Source organism: Falsiroseomonas sp. (assembly GCF_051859025.1).
Classification (GTDB): domain Bacteria; phylum Pseudomonadota; class Alphaproteobacteria; order Acetobacterales; family Acetobacteraceae; genus Falsiroseomonas.
In genome coordinates, this window is sequence record NZ_JBHYGL010000006.1 from 99,384 (window position 1) to 121,563 (window position 22,180).

Sequence of the window (22,180 nt, forward strand, 5' to 3'; positions counted from 1 at the left end):
GGCAACGGGTTGTTCATTCCAGCATGGCATCCCTTGGCTACCGCGCCACCGCTGATGAGGACCGGCGCGACGGGGATGATGCTGCATGTCCATGACGATCGACCCGGGCACCGAGACCTCGGAAGCCGCCATCCGTGCGGCCCTGCGGGCGGAGCTCGATCCCGCGCTCTCGGCTCTCCACAGCTTCGTGGACCGGCGCATCGCCGAATTGTCGGCGGAGTTGCACGCCAGCGTGGAGATCGCCGACATGGGCGAGTCGCGCATGAGCGGCGAACTCGCCCGCATCCAGGAACAGATCTCGCAGCTGATCGCCGTGCCGGCCGCCGCCACGCGCAACAGCGGGCTGGAGCTCGAAGCCGTGGTGCAGGCGACGGAAGCCGCCGCCAACACCATCATGGAAGCGGCCGAGGCGATCCAGGACTGGGTCGCAAGCGGCGGTCAGGACGCATCCGCGGTCGCCGCCATCGCGGCGCGCGTCAATTCGATCTTCGAAGCCTGCAGCTTCCAGGACGTGACCGGCCAGCGCATCCGCCGCGCCATCCAGCACCTTCAGCAGGTCGAGAACATGCTGGAGACGATGGTGCCCGACGCCGCCAAGCCCGAGACCGCGCGCCCGACCGTCCAGGTCGCGACCGCCATCCGCACCGTGGAAAAGCCCAGCGGCGGCGACCTGGGCCAGGACGACATCGACGCGCTGCTGAACATGTGACGCGGCGCGGCGCGGACCAGGCGGGCTACAGGATGAAATCGGCCGCGGTCAGCACGGTATCGACCGCGAAGCTCAGGCTGAGTCCCGTGCCCCCGGAGGTGCTGACCACCACATAGGGGTAGGGATCGCCTGGCGGCGAACTGCCCATCAGCGCCTGCACGGCGGCGAAATCCGCATAGAAGAAGGCCGTCAGGTCGATCAGGTCCTCTCCCTGCGTGAAGTCCTTGATGCTGTCCTGGCCGTGGCCGGGGGCGAAGACGAAGACATCCGCGCCGCTGCCACCGAAATAGACCTGTTCCGCCGCACCATCGATGAAGCGGTCGGCGCTTTCCGTACCGACGAAATCCTCGAATCCGCGCATGGTGTTGGCACCGGCACCGCCGAGGGAGAGCATGCCCGCCGCGACATCGACCGTGGCGCCGAAGCCGCCATAGACGGCGGAGAGATCGAGGCTGTCATGCTCCGCACCGCCTTCGAACAGATTGCCCTCGAACTCCAGCGTGTGGGTCGCGCCGTCGAAGAAGGTCGCGACCTGGACGATGTCACGGCCATCGCCGGTCAGGATCGTGTTGTCGCGGATGATGATGGTGGCCGCGCCGCGCGCGCCCGCCGCGCCGTCCTGCCCGGCGACCCCGGCATGGGTGGTGGTGGTGGTGTCCCCGGCAGTGGCGACGCCATCCGCGCCGATATCGGTGCTGCCGGGACCGCCCGCGCCACCCGCCCCGCCGGTGGCCGCGGCTTCCAGCCGGACCAGCGTCTCCACCACATCCGGCGTGACGAGGTAGGCGCCGGTGATCTCCGCCCGCGCATCGCCGCCCACGCCGCCGGCACCGCCATCGCCACCGATGTCGCGGCCTTCCTCGATGCCGGTCGTGGCGGCGCCCACCGCCGGCTGTTCCGTGACGCTGCTGCGGTTGGTGCCAGGCGCGCCGCCCGCCCCCCCCGCCCCGCCGGCCCCGCCCACGGCATGGGCGACGAGGGTCCAGTCCACATCCGGCGCGGCACCGCCCTTCACGCCCAGCAGCCGCGCCGTGGCGTCCCCGCCCCGGCCGCCCGCGCCGCCGGCACCGCCCTCGCCGCCATCCGGCGCACCATCGAGGTCGGCGTCGAAGGCACCGTTGCCCCCCGCCCCGCCGGCGCCACCCGCCCCGCCATCGCCGCCCAGCGCCCGCACCGTCAGCGCCTGCTGCATCGCGGCGGTGTGGTCGCCCGCGTAATCCGTCAGCAGCGCCGTCGCCCGGGCCCCCGCGCCGCCCGCGCCGCCGACACCGCCACCGCCACCCTGCCCCGCCGCATGGGCGACGCCATCCTCCACCGCGCCACCGGCGCCGAGGATGTCCACATCCTCCTCGAAGGCCGAATCGCCGCCCGCGCCACCGGCGCCTCCGCTGCCCCCGTCGCCACCCTCGGCGACGATGGTGAGGGAGGCCTGGTCCTGCGCCATCCCCACGACGCCCAGCCGCGCGCCGGCATCATCGGCCGTCGCCGTCGCTTCCCCACCCGCGCCGCCGGCCTGGCCGACCGCACCATCGACGCCGTCGGCAGTGGTGCGGGTGTCGCGAGGCGTGCCGGGAACCAGCGAGTCCAGACCCGCCGCGCCGGCCTGGCCCGCGCCCCCCGCCGCGCCATCCCCGCCGGAGACGGTGCCGCTGCGCTGCACGCTATCCGCCGCCGTGCCGCCGGTGACGAGGTCCGCCGCGCTGTAGAGAAGCAGGGACAGCGATTCACCCGCGCCGCCTGGCGCCGTCTCGTCGGCACCGGCATGGCTGCGATCCTCCGTGATCGTCACCGGCGCGGCCGCCGCGGCATAGAGGAAGTCGGCGGCATCCAGGCTTGCCAGCGTGGTCTGCCGCAACGTCATCGTGACGCCGCCGCCGAGATCGAAGCGCACCTGGCTGCCGGCCTGGCGCGCGCCGGCCATGGCGGCCGCGTAGTCCATGATGCCGAAGGCGCTGAGGTCCAGCCGGTCCACGCCCCGGCCGAAATCATGGACCAGGATCGATCCCGCCTCCGGCCCGATGGCGAAGACGTCGTCGCCCGCGCCACCCACCAGCCGGTCCCGCCCGCCACCGCCCGAAAGCGTGTCCGCGCCCGCGCCGCCATTGATCTCGTCATTGCCGGCCCCGCCATGCAGGGCGTCGTCCCCGCTCCGGCCGACCAGGCGCAGCGGCCCGGCGGCGCTGGACGCCTCCACCACCAGGCGGCCGGCGCCGGAGGCGATGGTGATGAGGGGCGAGACACTGAAGGCGGCGACCGCCGCGGGGCCGAGCGTCACGGTGGCGGTGCCGGCGGTATGCACCATCAGGCGATCAAAGCCCGTCAGGCCCTGGAAGACGTCGTCGCCGAGGGTGACATCGCCCGCCACGCGCAGGCGGAGCGTGTCGAACCCGGCACCCGCATCCTGCGCCAGGCCGGCCAGCAGCAGGTTGGCGGGATCGCGCACGAGGAAGGTATCGCCACCGGCGGTGCCCGACTGCACCAGCGGGCCACCGGAAAGCGGCCGGATGAGAAACTGCGCCATGGTGCCCGATCCCGCCCCGGATATTTCCGCAGGAGCATCGGTTCAGTCGCCACCGGGCGTCCAGGGGCCGTGAAACACCACGCAATGAAAGGGGCCGCGCCCTGCCGGACGCGGCCCCCGCCTATCAGGCCATCAGTGGATCAGGCGCACCCGACGCACGTCGCGCCGTCAGGCGCGCTCGACGCACATCGCGACGCCCATGCCGCCGCCGATGCAGAGCGTGGCCAGGCCACGCTTCGCGCCGCGGCGCTGCATCTCGAACAGCAGGGTGTTCAGCACGCGGGCGCCGGAGGCACCGATGGGATGGCCGAGCGCGATTGCGCCGCCATTCACGTTCACCTTGGACGGATCCCAGCCGAGGTCCTTGTTGACCGCGCAGGCCTGCGCCGCGAAGGCCTCGTTCGCCTCGATCAGGTCGAGCATGTCCACCGTCCAGCCCGCCTTCTGCAGCGCCTTGCGGCTGGCAGGGATCGGGCCCGTGCCCATGATGGAGGGATCGACCCCCGCCGTGGCCCAGGAGACGATGCGCGCCATCGGCGCCACGCCGCGCTTCGCGGCTTCCGCGGCCGACATCACCAGGATCGCCGCGGCGCCGTCATTGATGCCGGACGCATTGCCGGCGGTGACGGTGCCGTTCTTGTCGAAGGCCGGGCGGAGCTTGCCCAGGATCTCCATCGTGGTCTCGGGCTTCGGGTACTCATCCTCGCTGATGATGGTGTCGCCCTTGCGGCCCTTGACCGTGACAGGGACGATCTCGTCCTTGAAGCGGCCCGCCTTCATCGCCTCGCCGGCCTTGCGCTGGCTTGCGGCGGCGAATTCGTCCTGCTCCTGGCGCGTCAGCTGGTACTTCTGGGCGACGTTCTCGGCCGTCGTGCCCATGTGGTAGCCCTGGAAGGCGTCCCACAACCCGTCCCGCAGCATGGTGTCCACCAGCTCCAGCCCGCCCATCTTCTGGCCGGCGCGGAGCTGCGCACAGTGCGGCGCCTGGGTCATGCTCTCCATGCCGCCGGCGACCACGATGGCGGCGTCCCCGCAGGCGATCTGCTGCGCCGCCAGCGCCACGCTGCGTAGGCCCGAGCCGCAGAGCTGGTTGATGCCGAAGGCCGTGCGTTCCACGGGGATGCCGGCGGCCACGGCGGCCTGGCGGGCGGGGTTCTGGCCGGCGCCGGCGGGAAGCACCTGGCCCAGGATCACCTCATCCACCTCCGCCGCCTTCACGCCGGCGCGTTCCAGCGCGGCCTGGATGGCGATGGTGCCGAGCGCATGGGCGGAGAGGCTGGCGAAGGCGCCGTTGAAGGAGCCCACGGGCGTCCGGGCGGCGGAGGCGATGACGATTTCGGTCATGGGTCCTTGGACTCCTGAATTATGAGGCGTGACTGGTGCTGCGGTGCAGTGTGGGACGGGCGGGCCCCGGCTACAAGCTTCCGAGCCGAGCCCGGCTACAAGCTTCCGAGCCGAGCCCGGCTACAAGCTTCCGAGCCGGGCCCGGCTACAAGCTACGCAGCCAGTCCAGCAGGGGCCGCCACAGCGCGGCCTCCGCATTGCCGCCCGCCGCCATGCCGATATGGCCGGCCGCGGCTTCATGCACGCGGACCTGCGGCAAGCGCTCCGCCAGCGCCCGGGCGCTGTCCGGCGGCACGATGCGGTCGCGGTGCGGGATGGCGCAGAAGGCCGGCATGGCCAGCGCGCCGGGGTCCACCACCGCGCCCGCCACCCGCCAGGCCCCGCGCAGGGGCGTGTTCGCGCCATACCAGCCGCCCAGCGCCTCCCTCGCCACCGGCGCGGCGAGGGGCACGCCGTCATTCAGCCAGTCCTCCAGCGCCACGAATTGCGCCGCGCGGTCGGAAGCGGGGTCGAGGCGGGAGAAGGCGCGGAATTTCTGCGGGATGCCGAAGGGGTCGAGGCCCGCAAAAAGGGTCTGGATCGCATCGACCGGCAGCGCGCCGCTGGCCTGCATCAAGGGCTCCAGCCCCGGCAGCAGGGCGGCGGCGGCGCGGGCGCGTTCTGCATCGGCGGGCGTCGGGTGGAAATCCCAGGGCGTGGCGAGCAGGCCGAGCGCCCGCACGCGGTCCGGCCGCCGCAGCGCCGCGGCCAGCGCCAGCAGCCCGCCCATGCAATAGCCCACCAGCACCACCGGGCCGGGCAGCGCCACCAGCGCGCGTTCCAGCCGCCCGGCGATGTAGTCGGTCAGGGAGAAGTCGCGCTCCGCCGCCCCCGGCCAGCCCCAATCCAGCAGCAGCGGCCGCACCCCCTGCCCCGCCAGGAAGCGCATCATCGACCGCCCGCGCATGAGGTCGAGCACCTGCGCGCGGTTGACGAGGGAGGGCACGAAGACCACGACCGGGCCCGCTGCCCCGGCCTGGCCGTAGTCCAGCAGCCGCGTGTCGCCCTCCATCCAGATCGCGGGCGGGTCCGGCAGGTCGCGCGCGAAGGGGTGGCGGCGATAGGCGGCGATGCCGGCCAGCAGGGCGCGGTCGGCGCGCAGCAGGCGGCGGATCACCGCGGCGGCGAAGGCCTCAGGCCGGTGGTTTCCGGCGGCGAGGGCGGCGCTGATCCTTTCGATCTCCGCCCGCGCCGCCTTCGAGATCGGCCAGGCGCCGTTCCAGCTCGGCGATCCGGTCGGCGACGCCAACAGGCTCGCGCTGCCGATCGCCGCCATGCCCCGCCCCGCCCCCAGCATCAGGTGCAGTGGCAGCGGGCGGGGGCCCCGGCGGCGGTGGCGGGCTTCCGGCGCCATCATGCGGCGGCCACCCCCAGGCGGAAGATGGCGCGAAGGGGGTAGGCGCCCGGAAGGCGGCGAAGGGGTCCGCGCCGCCCGGGGGCGTCCGGCCGAAGGGCGGCGCCGTCGCGGCCCGCAGCCAGGCGGCGCCGAGTGCCGCCCAGGCGGAGGCCATGCCCGCCAGGCCTTCCGCCACCTCCCGGTCCGCGGCCAGGCCGGCGATCTCGGTCTGCCAGAGGGTGATCCAATCCTCCGCCAGGCGGTCGAGCGCCGGATCGCCCTCCGGCGGGGGCATGCGATCCTGCGGCTGGTCGGCGGGCATCAGGCAGCGCCGGGCATGACCTGCCGGCGCCGGCCAGAGGGACCGGCGAGGGGACAGGCGGGACAGGCTGGTGCCAGGAAGGGCGGCATTCCGGTCGCATATTTACGCATCAGGGCTTTCGCACTGCATCAATCACCATGTTAGCATCATTGGCGGCGGCGCGTCCGCTTCGGGAAGGCAAACGCATGGCAAACGACACCACGCAGGCGACGGCGGAGACTGAAGGCCCCTCGACCCCCCCGGTGGTCGTGAAGAAGTATGCGAACAGGCGACTCTACAACACCGAATCCTCCTCCTACGTCACGCTGGAGGACCTGGCCGTGATGGTGCGGAACGGCCGGCACTTCGTGGTCTATGACGCCAAGTCGGGGGAGGACATCACCCGCAGCGTGCTGACGCAGATCATCGTGGAGGAGGAAGCGAAGGGGCGGAACCTGCTGCCCACCTCCTTCCTGCGGCAGATCATCGGCTTCTACGGGGACAGCATGCAGTCGCTGGTGCCCCGCTACCTCGAAAGCGTGATGGGCGCCTTCTCCCGCCAGCACGACCAGGTGCGGCGGACCGTAGAGCAGACCATGGGCGGCTTCATGCCCTTCGGCGGGCTGGAGGAAGTGGGCAAGCAGAACATGGCGATGATGGAACGCGCCATGAACCTCTTCGCCCCCTTCCGCACGGGCGCCGAGATGGCGGAGCCCGCGCCGGAAGCGGCCCGGCTCGCGGCGCTTCAGGCGGAGGTGGAGACGCTCCGCCGGCAGCTCGACCAGTTGAAGGCGACGCGCAAGGGCGGCGCGGAGTAGCCCTGGCCAGGGCCAGGGCAAGAACCAGGGCCAGGGGGGATCGGCGCAGGGTTCGCCCCGCACAGGGTTCGCCCCGCCCCGGCCTTCGCTCTTCCCGCCGCCTGCCGCGGCCGCGGGGAACGGCCCAAAAGGCAACAGGCGGGGCCGGCGCCTTGATGTGACCGGCGTTAGCGTTCTGGAAAGTCGATAATCACAGGGTTGTCATGCGCGCCTTGGGCGAACGCATGGGCATCTATCGCATTGCACGGTGCGTCAAACACCGGCAGGGATCGAAATCATGGCGACCACAGAGACCGAGCGGCGCAACGGGGGCGCCAAGGCGGCACCCCAGGCTTCCACCTCCCCGGCGGCGACGCCGGGGGAGAGGCCGGGACAGCGCGCCAACGCGGCCGATCGTCACGTCGGCGCGCGCATCCGCGAGCGCCGGGTGATGATGGGCCTGTCCCAGCAGCAATTGGCGAAGATGATCGGCGTGACCTACCAGCAGGCGCACAAATACGAGCGCGGGCTGAACCGGATCTCCGCCGGACGGCTGTTCGAGATCGGCCAGGTGCTGGGCGTTCCCGTCTCCTGGTTCTTCGATGGGCTGACGGTGGAGGGCCCGGGGCAGGAAGCGTCGCCCCGCCAGCGCATGTGCCTGGAACTGGCGCGCAACTTCGCCCTGATCGACAACGAGAAGCACCAGGAGGCGCTGTCCCAGATGGCGCGCGCCCTGGCCGCCCAGTCCCAGGCGGAACGCGAGGGCGGCTGAACCGCCGGAACGGCCGGGCGTTCTGCCCGCTTCACGGCCCCTTCCGGGCCGAGGGGTGGATCGGATGCAGGAACGCGGCGGCAGGCAGCAGGCGGGACGGCGTGGTGGCGCCAGCCCCTATCGCCGCCTGCCCTGGATCGGGGCGGGTATCCTGGCGGCGGTGGTGGGCATCACCATCTTCGCCGCCGATGGCGCGCCGCCGTCATCCCGCCTGGCCGGGGCGGGCATGGTGCCCCCCCCTGCCCCACCCGCCGCCCCACAGGCCTGGAACCCGCCCGCCGCCGCGCTACCCCTCGCCAGGGAGATCGCGGCCGAGGAAGCGCGGCTGGCGGCGCTGCGGGAGACCCGCGCGGGGCTGGAGCGAGACATCGCCGCGCTGCGCGCCGAACTCGATGCCGCCCAGCGCACCCTGCCAGGCCAGAAGACGATGCCGGAAGCCCCGACCGGGCCTGCGCCGGCGCAGCTCACTCGCCTCGTGCCCGCCATGCCCTCGCCATCGGCGGCCACGCCATCCCCTGCACCCGCCCCCGCTGAGCCTGCCCTGAGAATCGTGCTGCACCACCGCACCAGTTCCGCCCAGGGCGCCTCCGCGGCGGAGGAGGTGGCGGGGCGGCTGCGGGAGGCGGGGCTGGAGGTGCAGGCGACGCGAACGGCGCCCTTCGTGCCCTCCACCCCCGTGGTGCGCTACTTCCATGACGAGGACCAGGCGGCGGCGGCGCGGATCGCCGGGCGGCTCGGCCGCGGCTGGGCGATCCAGGATTTCCGGGCCTACCAGCCGCAACCCTCGCCACAGACGATCGAGGTGTGGATCCCGGGGGGCTGAGGCCCCCGCCGGTCCCTCAATTTTTTAGTCGATTTAGCCCTTTTAGCCCCTTTAGCACCGCTTCCGGTGCCGCTTTGGACAAATAGCCGGCCCGGGGCTGCCCTGCCCCCCCGCCGCGAAGCGAGGGGGGAAGGCGGGCGCAATTCGGCTCCATGACGTCGGGAACATAATAGCAACAAAAGCCGCCGCGCCAGCGGATTCAGCCCGCTCGGATTCAGCCCGCGCGGATCTCATCCTGCGCCTTGCTGAAGGCGTCCACGCCGTCGAAGCGCTGCAGCGTCTCCACATGCATCCAGCGCCGACCCGCGCCGATACGCCCCAGCAACTCCAGCATGGCCGGGCCGGGATCGGCGGCGGGGGTGCGCAGCAGGAAGCGGGCTCGGAACTGGTCCACCAGGAAGGTCGTGCCCCCCTGCGGCGGCCAGACCTGCGCACCGCGGGAGGCGATGGTCTGCAGCGCGAAGGGCGTGCCCTCCGTCAATGCGACCAGCGCGGCGCCGAGGCCGGCCGGGGCTTCAGTCGTCTCGATGAAGACGTCGAGGCCCACCACCTGCCGGGATGTCACCGGCTTCGCCCAGGGTTCGGCAGGCCAGTGGCGCATGGTGATCGGGCGGTAGTCCCGCGCCGGCACACGGGCGCTTTCGCGGCCGAGATTGGCGATGAGGCGGGCGACATAGGCATCGGTGCCGACGCCCTGGCCGGGGGCGGCGATGTCGCCGGTCAGGTCCCGCCCTTCCTCCAGCGTCACATACAGCGCGTGCTCCACCCGCCGCGCGGTGGCGAAATCGCCGATGTGGCGCAGCATCATGACGGCGGAGAGCAGCAGCGCGGTCGGGTTCGCCAGGCCCTTTCCGGCGATCTGGGGGGCGGAACCGTGCACCGCCTCGAACATCGCGACCTCGTCGCCGATATTGGCGGAGGGTGCGACGCCGAGGCCGCCGACCAGGCCCGCCGCCAGGTCGGACAGGATGTCGCCATTCATGTTGGTCATGACGCAGACGTCGAATTGTTCGGGGCGCACGACCATCTGGTGGGCGCAGTTGTCGACGATCATGTGTTCATGGACCAGGCCGGGATGGTCCTTCAGCACGGCCTCGCCGACGCGCTTCATCAGCCCCTCGGTCAGTTTCATGATGTTGGCCTTGGTGGCGACCGTCACCTTGCGCCGTCCCTCGGCCTCCGCCAGCGCGGCGGCCATGGAGACGATGCGCTGGCACCCCGCTTCCGTGATGATCTTCAGGCATTGCGCGACGCCGGGGGTCTGCATGTGCTCGACCCCGGCATAGAGGTCCTCGACATTCTCCCGCACCACGACGAAGTCGATGCCGCGCCCGGCGAAGGGGGTGCGGATGCCGGGAATCTCCCGCACCGGCCGGATGTTCGCATACATCTCGAACACCTTGCGCAGCGTGACATTGGCGGATTTCTCCCCGAAGCCGACCGGCGTTTCCAGCGGGCCCTTCAGCGACACGCGGTTGGCGGCGATGCTGTCCAGCGTCTCCTGCGGCGCGCCGGAGCCGACGCCCTTCCGGAAGGCCTCCGCGCCCGCCACCGCATCCTCCCACTCGATCCGGGCGCCGGCGGCTGCCAGCACGGCCTGGGTGGCGCGCATCACCTCCGGACCGATGCCGTCGCCGGCGATGGCGGTGACCTTGGTGGTGGTCACCTGGGCAGGGGTATGGGCGGGAAGGCTGTCCATGGGCTGTTCGACTTCCATCATCAGGGCGTTTGCTGCACCGCATGAGACGCGCGGCGGGGGGCGGCGTTCGCGCCCCGGCAGGCGGGTTTCGTGAGCGATTCCGCGCATCGGGGGGTTCACTTTTTCGCGATTCGCAGGGGCCGGGCCCTGGTTTTTCCGGCCCGTGACCCGCCGCGGGCCGCTCCCGCCATCTTGCCCGGCGGGCGTTGACGGGGTCTTGATGCCCATCAAGCCCTGCCTGCCATGCCGGAAAAGCGGCGTTTTTCCGCGGCACTGGCCCGCTGCGGCGGGGTGGCGACGGCGCCGCCCCATGCCCTCCCGGAAGCGACGGCGCCGCTCCATCCGGCGGGAATGCCACTCGGAACGTCAAAGAAACGAGACGTGCGAGACAACGCGGAACGTTGTTACGGTTCGTATCGCGGATTCGTCGCTGACGATTCGCGGGCATTGTGCATAATTATTGCCTTGCCCTCCGTGTCATGGACCAGTCACGCGGTGGAACCTATAAGAATGTTATTCACCATCCCCGAGGATTCGAATCCCCGGCGACTAGATTCGTCGTCACGGTACGCACCGGGATTGCGACGATATTCGCTGACAACCTGGCTTCTTCTGTCCAGCACGGCCCTGACGGCCACGGGGATGCTGGCGCCGGCCCTGGCGCAGCAGAGCTGGACCGGCAGCCTCGGCAGCAACTGGTTCGCGCCGGGCAACTGGACCAGCGCGGTGCCGACCACCGCCGATGCGGTGACCATCGCCGGCACGCCGCCGGCCGATCCGGTGATCATTGGCGGTTCGGCCAGCGCCTCCACCGTGACCGTGACGGGGGGGCGGACGCTCGGCGTCTCCGGCGGGGGCGGCCTGTCCCTGAGTTCGACGACCACGATCGGCAGCGGGGCCGGGTCGGGCAGCGTCACAATCTCCGGCACCGGGACGAGCTGGGCCAGCGACAGCAGCATCGATGTCGGCTTCGGCGGGGCGGGGTCGCTGACGGTGCGGGATGGCGCGCGGCTGACCACCTTCGAGGGGTCGGTCACGCTGGGCTCCCAGGGCCTGCTGACCATCACCGGGCCGGGCACGACGGTCGATATCGGCACGCGCACCGTGGCGCTGCCGGCGGGCTGGGGCGATGCGGCGGGCTGGCTGCAGCCGAATGAGGGCACGCTGGTCATTTCCAACGGTGCCGGCGTGATCGCGGACGCGACCTATATCGGCGGCGCGGGCGCGACCTGGGCCACTGCCACCGTCACCGGCCGCGGCACGACGCTGCAGAACGCGCTCAACGTCTATGTCGGCGGCAATGGCAACGGGAATGTCGGCTTCGGGCGGCTGACGATCGCCGATGGCGCCGTCGTCACCGCCTATACCGGCGCGGTGGGCACCGATACGGGTTCCTTCGGCGAGATGGTCATCACCGGCGCGGGTTCGCGCTACGAAAGCCTGCGCCGCACCGGCTTCAACGGCAATTTCCGCGTGGGCTTCAATGGCGACGGCACGGTCGCGGTCCAGAATGGCGGGCATCTCGGCGCCGCCAACATCATCGACATCGCGACCAGCAGCGGCAGCCGCGGCGTGCTGGCGATCGGCGGCGCGCTGGGGCAGGCCGCGCAGGCGCCCGGCACGATCGGCGCCGCCAACGGCATCTCCTTCGGCGCCGGCGATGCCACGCTGCTGTTCAACCACACCGGCACCGCCTACGCCTTCGACCAGCGGATCTTCGGCAGCGGCGGGCAGATCCGGCACCAGGCGGGCACGACGATCTATTCGGGCGATGGCGGCAGCTACACCGGCGCCATCAACGTCACGGGCGGCAGGCTCATCGTCAACAGCACGCTGGGCGGCACGGGCAGCACCGTGACGGTCGGCAATGGCGGGACGCTCGGCGGTGCCGGCACCGTCGCCAATCTGGCGGTGCAGGCCGGGGGCGCCGTCTCCCCGGGCAATAGCGCGGGCACGCTGACCGTCTCGGGCAACTATACCCAGGCCGCGGGCGCGATCCTGGTGGCGGAGGTGGTGCCGGGCGTGACCGCCGACCGCCTGGTGGTGAACGGCACCGCCACGATCCAGCCGGGCGCCATCCTGCAGCTGGTGCGCGCGGGCGGCGGGGCCGTCTCGCTCGATACCGTCTACACCGTGTTGAGCGCGACGGGCGGCGTGACCGGCACCTATGTCGTGACCGGGGATCCCGAGCTGTCCACCTTCTACCAGCTCTACGCGACCTACGGCGCCAACGGCGTCACGCTGGTGCCGGCGCAGTCGCGCGGCTTCGGCACCGCGGCGGCGACGCGCAACCAGCAGGCGGTGGCGGATGCGATGCAGGCGCTGCCCGCCAGCAGCGCGCTGCGCACCGCGATCGGCGCGCAGCAGACCGATGCGGCGGCACGCCTGGCCTATGACAGCCTCTCGGGCGAGATCCACGCCTCCATCCGCGGCGCGATGCTGGAGGAGACACGCTTCACCCGCCAGGCGGCGCTGGACCGGGTGCGGGTGTCGCTGGGCGGGATCGGCAGCGGGGGGACGGAAGCGGTGGCGGGCGACACGCCGGGCATCGCCTTCTGGTCCCAGGGCTATGGCGCCTGGGGGCGGAGCGCGGGGGATGGCAATGCCGCCACCCTGTCGCATGACAGCGGCGGCCTGGTGGTGGGCGCGGACATGCCGGCCGCGGGTGGCTGGCGGATCGGCCTGCTGGCGGGCTACGGCGATGCCGGCTTCGAATCCGGGGCGCGCGCCGCCAAGGGATCGGCGGAGACGACGACCATCGGCCTCTATGGCGGGCGGCAATGGGGTCCGCTCGGCCTGCGGCTGGGCGCGACCCAGGGGTGGAGCGAGCTGTCCACCCGCCGCAGCCCGGCCTTCGCCGGCTTCGCCGATGGGCTGACCGGCCGCACCAGCGCCCAGACCACCCAGGTCTTCGGCGAATTGGGCTGGCGGATCAACCTCGGCGCCGGCGCCATCGAGCCCTTCGCCGGCCTGGCGCGGGCCGATCTGCGGGAGGATGGCTTCACGGAACGCGGCGGCGCCGCCGCCCTGGCCGTGGATCGCGGCAATGCGGGCGTGAACTACGGCACGCTCGGCCTGCGGGGCGCGACGGGGACGCAGCTGGGGGAGACGACGCTCGGCCTGGCGGGAATGCTGGGCTGGCGCCATGCCTGGGGCGATGTCACGCCGACCGCCGATTTGCGGCTGGCGGGGTCCGGGCCCTTCACGGTGGCAGGCGCGCCGATCGCGAAGGATGCGGCGGTGGCGGAGGCCAGTGTCTCCGCCGCGCTGTCCTCCGCCCTGGCGCTGGGCGTGTCCGTCAACGGGCAGTTCGCCGATGGGGCGCAGAGCCTGGGGGCGAGGGCGAACCTGACGCTGCGGTTCTGAAGGAAGGCGAGAGACCACAATCGCGCGGGCGGGCGGCGCCATCGGCAGCGGCGGCGCGTTGGCGGGGGAAGGAGGACCCCGCCATGACCGTCCATCGCCTGCTGCTTGCCTGCCTGGCCGCGCTGTCCCTGCCCGCCGCGGCGCAGGGGCTCGGCCCGCTGATCGTCGAGGGCAACGCCCAGCGCCAGACCATCGACTGCACGGGGCGCGACGTGACGGTGCGGGGGGAGCGCAACGCCCTGACCTTCACCGGCGGCTGCCGCAGCCTGGAGGTGCAGGGCAATACCAGCAACATCCGGGCGGAGTTGGCGCCCGGCGCGCGGGTGAGCCCGCGGGGGGAGACGCTGGAACTCACCTGGTCCCAGTCCGCGGAAGGTGCCGCGCCGCGCATCGCGCAGGAGGGGCGGCAGATCCGGGTGGAGCAGGTCGCTTCCTCCCCCGCCCCGGTGACACCGGCGCGGCCGGGGGTGGCGCGGCGGGAGACGGCGCGGGGCGTCGCGCTCAATCTCTCCGGCGACGTGCTGTTCCCCTTCGGCGCGGACCAGTTGCGGGCGGAGGCGGCGGAGGGGCTCGGCCAGGTGGTGACGCTGGTCAGGGAATTGCGGCCGCGGACGCTGCGGATCATCGGCCATACCGACAGCGTGGGGGATGCGGCGGCGAACCAGGACCTGTCGCTGCGCCGCGCGCGGGCGGTGCAACGCTGGCTGGAACAGCGCGTGGGGGATGCGATGCCGGCGGTGGTGGTGGAAGGAAGGGGCGAGCATGACCCCGTCGGGCCGAACACCAAGGCGGACGGGACGGATGACCCGGAGGCGCGGGCGCTGAACCGCCGGGTGGAGTTCGTGCTGGAACGGTAGGGGCCGCGCTACCGCCCGAACAGCTCCGAATGCGTGCCGGCACGCACGAAGACCACGCTCGGCCGTTTGCCGGCATCGGCCAGGCGATAGATCAGCAGGAAGTCGCCACCGATGTGGCATTCCCGGTGGTCCTGGAAGTCGCCGGTCAGCGCATGGTCCCGGCGTTCCGGCGGCAGCGGCCCCTCATTCGCGATGAGGTGCATCATCACCGCCTTGAGCCGGCCCATGTCGTAGCGCCCGGATCGCGTCAGGCGGTCCCAGTCCTTGCGGAACTCACCCGTGCAGTCGGAGGCACGCGGCAGGGTCGCGCGCTTACCGCCTGGCGGCGTCGAGGTCATCGAACAGGTCGGCGGCCGTGTCGAAGCGGGCGCTCAGGGCGCGCGCTTCCTCCATGGCAGCGCGGGTCCGGTCGTTGGGGACCTCCAGCGCGAAGGGCAGCTTCTGGTCGGCCGCGACCCGGTGCAGGAAGACCCGCACCGCCTCCGACATGGTCAGCCCCATCTGCTCCAGCGCGATGGAAGCCCGTTCCTTGACGTCGTCCTCCACCCGGACATGCAGCATCCTGGTGCCCATCGCCACCTCCTCTGCCTGGGACCAGCCAAGCGTATCTCATCTGAGATACAAAATCGATGATATTCGGGCGCGAGCCCCTCAGCTGAACGGCCGCGGCACCCGGAAGGGCAGCATCGCGTACATGGCCGGGCTGGCGAAGCGGTCCAGCGACAGGCTTTCATGCACCGCCGTCGCCTCCCGCCCCAGAAGCCGGGTGCGGATCTCGGAGCGGGAGTAGAAGGGCGCGTCCACCAGGGTGCGCACCACGCGGGCCTGGCCGCCTTCCGCCCGGGTCGGCCGGGCGATGCGCCAGAGGGTTTTGGGCAGTTCGACCGCCGGGGAGAGCGGCACGTCGGTGACGCTGCCATCGCTGCCGACGCGCAGCGCCAGGGACTGGTTCGTGCCGTCCCGCCGCTGCGCGTTGTAGAGGATGGCGGTGGCGTCGGGCATCGGCGCCCGGCACCAGTCCCAACCCACGAAATCCTGTTCCAACGGGGCGCTGCCCCAGTTGCTGTCGAAATAGGCGGGGCCGGACCAGGACAGCGCGGGGTCCACCAGCGAGACCTCCACGCGGGACCGCGCGGCGATGGGGTGCCAGTGGTGGCGGCCGTCGCTGTCCAGCGTGAAGGCGCGGGTGGAGACGGCGTCCGGGCGCACCACCACCCGGCCGCGGAGTTTCCCGGGGATGGGGGCGGTGCGCTCCTCGATCTCCACCGTCAGCGTCGTGCCGTCCCAATGGGCGCTGCTGGGGCCGATGCGGAGGCTGTTCGCATCGCGGGAGAGCGCGCCTCGGCGGCGGTCCGTCATCGCCCAGCGGCTGGGGGAGCCGTAGAGCGCGACATGCATGCAATTGTGGTTTTCCGGGTCGCCGCCGCCGCCGCGCCGCGCCAGCGCGTACCAGGGGGAGAAGACGGTGCCGATGAAGGCGATGATGGTGATGCCGTGCAGGCCATCGTCGCTGAGGGCGTCGATATACCACCAGCGATAGCCGCGGGCGGGGACCGGGCGGTCGAATTCCCAGCCTCTCCAGAGGGGTGTGGTGGTGTTGTGCGCCATGCCGTCCATCAGATCCGTTCCGCCATCGCCGCCTCTGCCGCCAGCCTGCCCGATATCGCCGCCATGGCGAGCCCCGCGCCGGGATGCGTCGCGCCGCCGGCCAGGAACAAGCCCGGCAGGGCGGTGCGGGCCGCCGGGCGGCTGAAGATCGCCTGCCAGCCCTGCACGGCGGGGCCGAACAGGGCGCCGCCGGTGCCGGGGGACAGGGCCTCGTAATCGTCGGGTGTCATCACCGCCATCGCGTCGCGCGTGATGGTCAGGCCGGCGCGCGCCATGGCGCCGAAGGCGGCCTGCTCCGCCGTGGCGAGGGCGGCCTGGTCCAGGCGGCGGCTATCGGCGCGGGCGGGGGCGCTGACCAAAGCGAGCAGGCCCTCCCTGCCATCAGGCGCCGGCTGCACGCCGTGGCGGCCCTGCGCCCAGAGGGTGACGGAGGGGTGTTCGGGCATCCGGCCGCGATAGGTCAGGGCCGCCAGTTCGGCCGCGGCATCCGGGGCGTGGAAGACGGTGAGGCGCGGCAGGTCGAGGCCCTCCGCCCGGCCGGCCATGGCCCAGGCGATGCCGGAGAAGCTGCGCTTCGCGGGCGGCATCGGCGGCACGGCCCTGGCGGCGGCGGCGCCGAAATGCCCGGCGGCGAGCGTCGCGGGATCGGCGTTCAGGATCACCTGGTCGAAATCGATCGCCTCCCCATCCCGCAGCGTGACGCCGGCGATGCGGCCGCCGGCGAGGCGGAGGGAGGCGACATCGGCGCCGTGGCGGAACACCGCGCCCTTGGCGGCGGCGGCGCGGGCCATGGCTTCCGGCAGCCGGGCCATGCCGCCCTCGATCGCCCAGAGGCCGCCGGCTTCCACCTGCGCCACCAGCATCAGCGTGGCGGGGGCCACCAGGGGGGAGGTGCCGACATAGGTGGAGAGGCGGGAGAAGACCTGGCGGAGGCGCGGATCGGCGAAATGCTCCCCCAGCGCATCCCAGAGCGTCCCGAAGGGGGAGGTGCCGAGCAGCCCGCGCATCCCCGCCTGGGCACCGAGCGCCAGTGCGCCCGGCCGCTGCACCGTCAGGAAGGGCTTCTCCAGTGCCGCCCAGCATTTCGCGGCGCGGGCCATGAAGTCCCGGTAGCCGCGGGCAGCGGCAGGGCCGGCGAAATCGCCGATCGCCTGCCCGGCCTCGGCCGAGTCGGCGGGCAGGTCGAGCCGGCTGCCATCGGGCCACATGTGCCGGCCGAGCAGGGGCAGGCGCGTCAGATGCAACTTTTGGTTGAGCGACGTGTCGGCCGCGGCGAACAATGCCTCGAACACCGGCCGCAGGCTGAGGGCGCCGGGGCCGGCATCCACCGCCAGGCCGCCGAGCAGGGCGGCGGCGACCTTGCCGCCGGGCACGGGGCCGCGTTCCAGCACCAGCACGGGGCGCCCGGCGGCGGCAAGGGTGATGGCCGCGGCCAGGCCGCCGATGCCGGCGCCGATGATGCCGACGACCCGCTGGTTCGGTCCGCGCATGGCGGAAAAGTCGCGGCAAGGACGCCAAGTGTCAAGCTAGCGTTACACTACTTTGGCGGCTGGCCGCCAGAATTTACGAACTGACCTTGGATTGTCTCAACAACCAATCGTCATCTTGCATTGACGTAGGGCGCGTAAAGTCCCACACAGTATCAAGCGTCTTCGCCAGTGCTGCGACGACGACGCAGGTCCGCCGCCAGGCTCTGCCTTCCAGGTTCTGCCGCGCGGTTGGGCCGAAAATTGGACCCACCCTCCCCATGACCCGCGTTGCCGTCATCCAACCCGATATCACCCTCACCCTGGATTGGGAGGGCGTGATCCGTGATGCCGCCCTGTCGGAGACGATGCGGGGCGAACCCGTGACCGACTGGTTCGGCCGCCGCTGGATGGACACCGTCGGCGGTGTCGGCAGCCTGCAGGTCCGCCGGATGGTGGAGGATGCGCGCGCCTCCGGCGTTTCCGCCTATCTCCAGGTCACGCAGCGCTTTCCCTCGGGCCTCGAACTGCCGGTCGAATACACGACCGTGCGGCTGGGCGGCCAGGCGGGGCTGATCGCCGTCGGCAAGAACCTGCAGGCGGTGGCGGAACTGCAATCCCGACTGGTGGCCGCGCAGCAGGCGCGGGAACAGGATTACTGGAAGCTGCGGGAGATCGAGACCCGGTCCCGCCTGCTGTTCGACGCTTCGTCCGAGGCCGTGCTGGTCATCGCCGCCTCCACCCTGCGCATCGTGGAAGCGAACCCCGCCGCGATCCGCGAACTGGGCCTGGCCCCGGGCTGGAACTTCGCCGACGAGGTCGCGGCCAAGGACCGCGCCGCCTTCCGCGACGTGCTGCTGCGCGCCCGCGAACAGGGCCGCGCGCCCGGCGTGATGATGCATCTGGGCGCGGAGGCGACGCCCTGGCTGCTGCGCGCATCCCTGATGGCCCGCAACCCGGGGCCCGTCTTCCTGATCCAGCTGACCCCCGCCACCGCGCACTCGCAGGCGGAGGGGCAGTCGCCCCGCGGCGTGCCGCTGCGTGGCGATGCGCTGCTGGAGGAGATGCCGGACGGCTTCGTCGTGATCGATCCCGCCGGCACCGTCCGCCGCGCCAACCGCGCCTTCCTGGATTTGGCCCAGGCGGGGTCGGAAGCCTCCGTGGTGGGCGAAAAGCTGGACCGCTGGCTGGCCCAGCCCGGCATGGATGCCGGCGTGCTGATGCAGACCGTCACCCAGCACGGGGAGGTGCGGCTGCTGCCCGCGACCCTGACCGGCAGCCTGGGGACGGAGACGGAGGTCGAGGTCTCCGGCGCCGCCATTCGCCCAGGGGGAAGCCCAGGGGCGCGCGATGGGGTTCGGGACGTCGAGGCGGACGCGCCGCGCATGATGGGCTTCATCATCCGCGACATCGGCCGGCGGATGCTGGCATCCGGGGAAGCCGCGGCGCTGCGCGCGGCACTCGGCGCGCTGGCCAATGATGTCGGCCGCGTGCCGCTGCCCGCCATGGTGCGCAGCACCGCGGCGCTGGTGGAACGCGCCTGCATCGAACGCGCCCTGCGGCTGGCCGGCAACAACCGGACGGCGGCGGCGGATGCCCTCGGGCTCAGCCGGCAGAGCCTCTACGCCAAGCTCGAACGCTACGGCCTCAGCGAGGATCGAGAGGGGTCCGCGGACGGGCTCGCGTGATGTCCGGGGAAACCGGGCAGGCCGGGTCCGGGGACGACCCCGGCTTCGGCAGCGCCGACCTCTCCAATTGCGAGCGGGAGCCGATCCATCTCGCCGCCTCCATCCAGCCCCATGGCGCGCTGCTGGCGCTGCGGGAGCCGGATCTGACCATCCTGCAGGCCAGCGCCAATGCGGCGGCCTTCATCGGCGCCGCCGCGCCGGTCCAGGGCAGGCGGTTGACGCAGGTTGATGCCCGCATCGCCCGCGCCCTGGCGCCCCTGCTGGCGGAGAAGCTGGACGAAGTGCCCGCCGCCTTCCGCGCGCGGCTGGACGGGGTGGTGCTGGACGGCATGGCGCATCGCCCGGCGGGCGGCGGCCTGATCCTGGAGCTGGAACGCGCGGGGCCGGAGGAGAATTTCGCCGGCCGGATCGAGCCCGCGATGCAGGCCATCCTGGCCAGCTACGCGCTGCGGCCGCTTTGCGACGAGGCCGCGCGCATCTTCCGCCGACTGACCGGCTATGACCGCGTCATGATCTATCGCTTCGACGAGGATCATCACGGGGAGGTCTTCGCCGAGGAACGCGACCCGTCGCTGGAGCCCTATCTCGGCAACCGCTATCCCGACAGCGACATCCCGCAGGTCGCGCGGCGGCTCTACATCCGCAACCGCGTGCGGGTGGTGGCGGATGTGCACTACGCGCCGGTGCCGCTGGAGCCGCGGCTGTCGCCGCTGACGGGCCGCGACCTCGACATGTCGCTCTGCGTGCTGCGCAGCACCTCGCCCCTGCATATCCAGTACCTCAAGAACATGGGGGTGGGGGCGACGCTGGTGGCCTCCATCATGGTGGGTGGGCGGCTCTGGGGCCTCGTCTCCTGCCACCATGACAGCCCGCGCCGCGCGCCCTTCGCGCTGCGCGCGGTGGTGGAATTGCTGGCGGAAGCGGTGGGCACGCGCATCGCCGCGCTGGAAAGCTTCGTGCTGGCGCAGTCGGAGCTTTCGGTGCGCCGGCTGGAACAGCGGATGATCGAGGCGATCTCCCGCGACGGGGATTGGCGGAGCGCGCTGTTCGACAACCCGAACACGCTGCTCGCGCCGCTCAATGCCTCCGGCGCCGCGCTGCTGTTCGAAGGCCAGACCCAGACGATGGGGGACGTGCCCTCCACCGCCGCCTTGCGCGAGATCGGGCAATGGCTGGACGGACAGCCGCGCCGGCCGGTGATGGCGACCGCGGGGCTGGCGCAGGAGGCACCGGCGCTGGCAGGGCTGGCGCCGGTGGCGTGCGGCGTGCTCGCGGCGCCGATCTCCCCCACCCCCGGGGAATACGTCATCTGGTTCCGGCCGGAGCAGGTGCGGACCGTGACCTGGGGTGGCGATCCCACCAAGCCGGTGGAGGTGGGCGCGGACCCGCGCGACCTGTCGCCGCGCCGGTCCTTCGCCAAATGGCACCAGGTGGTGGAAGGCCGGGCGGAGCCCTGGACGCCGAAGGATCTGGCGACGGCGCGGATGGTGGGCGACACCGTCGGCGACGTGGTGCTGCAGTTCCGTTCCGTCCGCATGCTGATCGCGGAGGACCAGCTTTCCCAGATCCGCCGCCAGGTCGGCAATTCGCCGCAGGCCGTGGTGATCTGCGACGCGCAGGGCAACATCGACCTGCGCAACGACGCCTTCGATGCGCTGCTGCCCGGCGTGCGCGGCGCGGCACCGCGGCGGATCGACCAGATCCTGCCCTTCTTCGCCGACCCGACCGAGATCGGTCACCGGCTGCGCGACGTGCTGGATAACCGCCGTTCCTGGCGCGGCGAGGCGCGGCTGGCCGATGGGATGGGCGCGGGGCGGCCGCTGCTGGTGCGGGCCGATCCTGTCTTCTCCTCCCCGGACCGCGTGCTGGGCTACGTCTTCCTGTTCAACGACCTGGCGGAGCGCAAGGCGGCCGAAGCCGCGCGACGGCGCTTCCAGCAGGGGATCGAGGAGGGATCGCGGTCCCGCGCCGGGCGGCTGGACCGCCAGGCGGACCTGGCCTTCCGCGCCATCCTGGCCTCGGTGGTGGAGAATGCGCAGCTCGCGGCGCTTGAGATCACGGATGGCGTCGATGTCGCGCAGATGCCGGAACAGCTGGAAAGCGTGCGCGCATCCGTCGCGCGCACGGCGGAAGTGCTGGAGGCGCTGATCCGCCATGCAGGCCAGCCCGGCAGCCGGCCCGGCGACCGGCCCGACGACCATTCGGGCGACGATCCCGGGTGAGCGAGGTGGCCGGTGGCAGCGCGCGCGATGCGCTGCGGGCGGCGACGGGGGCCGTCCATGAACGGCTGCACGGCGTGGCGGCCTTCGCGCGGCTCGGCGCCGGCACCATCACGCGGGACGACTACAGGGCGCTGCTGGCGCGGCTGCAGGGCTTCCACCAGGCGCTGGAGGCGGCGCTGGCCGGCGGCCCGGCCACCGACATGGCCACCGACATGGCCGCCTGGGGCATCGACCTGGCGGCGCGCCGGCGTTCGGGCCTGCTGGCGGCGGACCGGGCGGCGCTTGGGGATGCGACCCCTGCCCCGCTCGCGCCGATCCCGCCCATTCCCGGCGCCGCGGCCGCGATGGGCTGGATCTACGTGTCGGAGGGATCGACGCTGGGCGGGCTGCACCTGGCGCGCGCGCTGGACCCACTGCTGGGCGATGCGGCGGAGGGCCGGCGCTTCCTGCTGGGCCATGGCGCGCGGCATGGCGCGATGTGGCGCGAATGCTGCGCGGCGATCGAGGCCTGCGGCGCCGACCCCGTGCGCCGCCGGGCGATGGTGGCGGGGGCCGTGGAGGGTTTTCATCGGTTCGAGGATTGGTTCAGCCCAGCCTGACACCCCGGCCTGACACCCCGGCCTGACACCCAA

Annotated in this window: 18 protein-coding genes; 9 read left to right on the forward strand and 9 right to left on the reverse strand. The window is 72.2% G+C overall.

All coding sequences use genetic code 11. From position 1 onward, the window contains the following. The first annotated feature begins 85 nt into the window (after positions 1-85). Positions 86-709, forward strand: coding sequence for a hypothetical protein (locus tag ACTIE5_RS08860; protein WP_439549333.1), 624 nt, complete (start codon positions 86-88; stop codon positions 707-709). 25 nt (positions 710-734) lie between these two features. Here ACTIE5_RS08860 and ACTIE5_RS08865 read toward each other — a convergent pair whose 3' ends face one another. The 4 genes from ACTIE5_RS08865 to ACTIE5_RS08880 form a co-directional block, all read right to left on the reverse strand. Beyond that, complete coding sequence (locus tag ACTIE5_RS08865; RefSeq protein WP_439549334.1) at positions 735-3,230, reverse strand: calcium-binding protein; 2,496 nt, start codon at positions 3,228-3,230, stop codon at positions 735-737. Positions 3,231-3,398: 168 nt separating this feature from the next. Then, entirely contained in the window at positions 3,399-4,574 is a 1,176-nt protein-coding gene (locus ACTIE5_RS08870; RefSeq protein WP_439549335.1) for an acetyl-CoA C-acetyltransferase, read from the reverse strand. A 145-nt stretch (positions 4,575-4,719) separates the two neighbouring features. After that, on the reverse strand, positions 4,720-5,862 hold the full coding sequence (locus ACTIE5_RS08875; protein WP_439549336.1) for an alpha/beta fold hydrolase: 1,143 nt from the start codon (positions 5,860-5,862) through the stop codon (positions 4,720-4,722). After that, positions 5,747-6,271, reverse strand: a complete 525-nt coding sequence (locus tag ACTIE5_RS08880) for a hypothetical protein (protein ID WP_439549337.1) — start codon at positions 6,269-6,271, stop codon at positions 5,747-5,749. Before ACTIE5_RS08880 ends, ACTIE5_RS08875 begins: the two co-directional genes overlap by 116 nt. 185 nt (positions 6,272-6,456) lie before the next feature. On the opposite strand from ACTIE5_RS08880, the gene phaR reads away from it, so the two are divergent. The 3 genes from phaR to ACTIE5_RS08895 all read left to right on the forward strand — a co-directional run bounded on the left by phaR (position 6,457) and on the right by ACTIE5_RS08895 (position 8,642). Next, the gene (gene phaR / locus ACTIE5_RS08885; protein WP_439549338.1) at positions 6,457-7,068 is read left to right on the forward strand and encodes a polyhydroxyalkanoate synthesis repressor PhaR; all 612 of its coding nucleotides are present in this window, start codon (positions 6,457-6,459) and stop codon (positions 7,066-7,068) included. Positions 7,069-7,345: 277 nt separating this feature from the next. Next, positions 7,346-7,819 (forward strand): helix-turn-helix domain-containing protein, encoded by a 474-nt coding sequence (locus ACTIE5_RS08890; protein WP_439549339.1) that lies wholly within the window; start codon positions 7,346-7,348, stop codon positions 7,817-7,819. 64 nt (positions 7,820-7,883) lie between these two features. Continuing rightward, positions 7,884-8,642, forward strand: coding sequence for a hypothetical protein (locus tag ACTIE5_RS08895; RefSeq protein ID WP_439549340.1), 759 nt, complete (start codon positions 7,884-7,886; stop codon positions 8,640-8,642). A gap of 214 nt (positions 8,643-8,856) precedes the next feature. On the opposite strand, the gene ACTIE5_RS08900 is transcribed toward ACTIE5_RS08895, so the two are convergent. Continuing rightward, the gene (locus tag ACTIE5_RS08900) at positions 8,857-10,362 is read right to left on the reverse strand and encodes an NADP-dependent isocitrate dehydrogenase (protein WP_439549341.1); all 1,506 of its coding nucleotides are present in this window, start codon (positions 10,360-10,362) and stop codon (positions 8,857-8,859) included. A gap of 558 nt (positions 10,363-10,920) precedes the next feature. Between ACTIE5_RS08900 and ACTIE5_RS08905 the strand changes: the two genes are divergently transcribed. Further along, positions 10,921-13,707 carry an autotransporter outer membrane beta-barrel domain-containing protein gene (locus ACTIE5_RS08905; RefSeq protein WP_439549342.1) on the forward strand — a complete coding sequence of 929 codons (2,787 nt, stop codon included), beginning with the start codon at positions 10,921-10,923 and terminating at the stop codon, positions 13,705-13,707. Between the two features lie 83 nt (positions 13,708-13,790). Next, positions 13,791-14,564 carry an OmpA family protein gene (locus ACTIE5_RS08910; RefSeq protein ID WP_439549343.1) on the forward strand — a complete coding sequence of 258 codons (774 nt, stop codon included), beginning with the start codon at positions 13,791-13,793 and terminating at the stop codon, positions 14,562-14,564. A gap of 8 nt (positions 14,565-14,572) precedes the next feature. Here the strand turns inward: ACTIE5_RS08910 and ACTIE5_RS08915 are convergent, their stop codons facing one another. From ACTIE5_RS08915 to ACTIE5_RS08930, 4 genes are all read right to left on the reverse strand, one after another. Next, a complete protein-coding gene (locus ACTIE5_RS08915) occupies positions 14,573-14,902 on the reverse strand; it encodes a type II toxin-antitoxin system YafQ family toxin (RefSeq protein WP_439549344.1) in 330 nt (109 codons plus the stop codon). After that, positions 14,877-15,137: a type II toxin-antitoxin system RelB/DinJ family antitoxin gene (locus ACTIE5_RS08920; RefSeq protein ID WP_439549345.1), complete on the reverse strand. Its 261-nt coding sequence runs from the start codon at positions 15,135-15,137 to the stop codon at positions 14,877-14,879. The genes ACTIE5_RS08915 and ACTIE5_RS08920 overlap by 26 nt, the downstream gene beginning before the upstream one ends. Positions 15,138-15,215: 78 nt before the next feature. After that, a complete protein-coding gene (locus ACTIE5_RS08925; RefSeq protein WP_439549346.1) occupies positions 15,216-16,181 on the reverse strand; it encodes a carotenoid 1,2-hydratase in 966 nt (321 codons plus the stop codon). Further along, the gene (locus ACTIE5_RS08930; protein ID WP_439549347.1) at positions 16,181-17,662 is read right to left on the reverse strand and encodes a phytoene desaturase family protein; all 1,482 of its coding nucleotides are present in this window, start codon (positions 17,660-17,662) and stop codon (positions 16,181-16,183) included. The genes ACTIE5_RS08925 and ACTIE5_RS08930 overlap by 1 nt, the downstream gene beginning before the upstream one ends. 257 nt (positions 17,663-17,919) lie before the next feature. Here ACTIE5_RS08930 and ppsR point away from each other — a divergent pair, with 257 nt between their 5' ends. From ppsR to ACTIE5_RS08945, 3 genes are read left to right on the forward strand one after another with little or no spacing between them, the layout of a single operon-like run. Continuing rightward, complete coding sequence (gene ppsR / locus ACTIE5_RS08935) at positions 17,920-19,326, forward strand: transcriptional regulator PpsR (RefSeq protein ID WP_439549348.1); 1,407 nt, start codon at positions 17,920-17,922, stop codon at positions 19,324-19,326. Further along, on the forward strand, positions 19,326-21,548 hold the full coding sequence (locus tag ACTIE5_RS08940; RefSeq protein ID WP_439549349.1) for a GAF domain-containing protein: 2,223 nt from the start codon (positions 19,326-19,328) through the stop codon (positions 21,546-21,548). The genes ppsR and ACTIE5_RS08940 overlap by 1 nt, the downstream gene beginning before the upstream one ends. Next, entirely contained in the window at positions 21,545-22,147 is a 603-nt protein-coding gene (locus ACTIE5_RS08945) for a biliverdin-producing heme oxygenase (protein ID WP_439549350.1), read from the forward strand. The genes ACTIE5_RS08940 and ACTIE5_RS08945 overlap by 4 nt, the downstream gene beginning before the upstream one ends. The last annotated feature ends 33 nt before the right edge of the window (positions 22,148-22,180 follow it).

Coding starts and splice junctions, on each gene's coding strand:
- ACTIE5_RS08870 (WP_439549335.1), bottom strand. CDS start 4,574: ATGACCGAAATCGTCATCGCCTCCGCCGCCCGGACGCCCGTGGGCTCC.
- ACTIE5_RS08895 (WP_439549340.1), top strand. CDS start 7,884: ATGCAGGAACGCGGCGGCAGGCAGCAGGCGGGACGGCGTGGTGGCGCC.
- ACTIE5_RS08880 (WP_439549337.1), bottom strand. CDS start 6,271: ATGCCCGCCGACCAGCCGCAGGATCGCATGCCCCCGCCGGAGGGCGAT.
- ACTIE5_RS08865 (WP_439549334.1), bottom strand. CDS start 3,230: ATGGCGCAGTTTCTCATCCGGCCGCTTTCCGGTGGCCCGCTGGTGCAG.
- ACTIE5_RS08910 (WP_439549343.1), top strand. CDS start 13,791: ATGACCGTCCATCGCCTGCTGCTTGCCTGCCTGGCCGCGCTGTCCCTG.
- ACTIE5_RS08915 (WP_439549344.1), bottom strand. CDS start 14,902: ATGACCTCGACGCCGCCAGGCGGTAAGCGCGCGACCCTGCCGCGTGCC.
- ACTIE5_RS08930 (WP_439549347.1), bottom strand. CDS start 17,662: ATGCGCGGACCGAACCAGCGGGTCGTCGGCATCATCGGCGCCGGCATC.
- ACTIE5_RS08940 (WP_439549349.1), top strand. CDS start 19,326: ATGTCCGGGGAAACCGGGCAGGCCGGGTCCGGGGACGACCCCGGCTTC.
- ACTIE5_RS08920 (WP_439549345.1), bottom strand. CDS start 15,137: ATGGGCACCAGGATGCTGCATGTCCGGGTGGAGGACGACGTCAAGGAA.
- ACTIE5_RS08925 (WP_439549346.1), bottom strand. CDS start 16,181: ATGGACGGCATGGCGCACAACACCACCACACCCCTCTGGAGAGGCTGG.
- ppsR (WP_439549348.1), top strand. CDS start 17,920: ATGACCCGCGTTGCCGTCATCCAACCCGATATCACCCTCACCCTGGAT.
- phaR (WP_439549338.1), top strand. CDS start 6,457: ATGGCAAACGACACCACGCAGGCGACGGCGGAGACTGAAGGCCCCTCG.
- ACTIE5_RS08900 (WP_439549341.1), bottom strand. CDS start 10,362: ATGATGGAAGTCGAACAGCCCATGGACAGCCTTCCCGCCCATACCCCT.
- ACTIE5_RS08860 (WP_439549333.1), top strand. CDS start 86: ATGTCCATGACGATCGACCCGGGCACCGAGACCTCGGAAGCCGCCATC.
- ACTIE5_RS08890 (WP_439549339.1), top strand. CDS start 7,346: ATGGCGACCACAGAGACCGAGCGGCGCAACGGGGGCGCCAAGGCGGCA.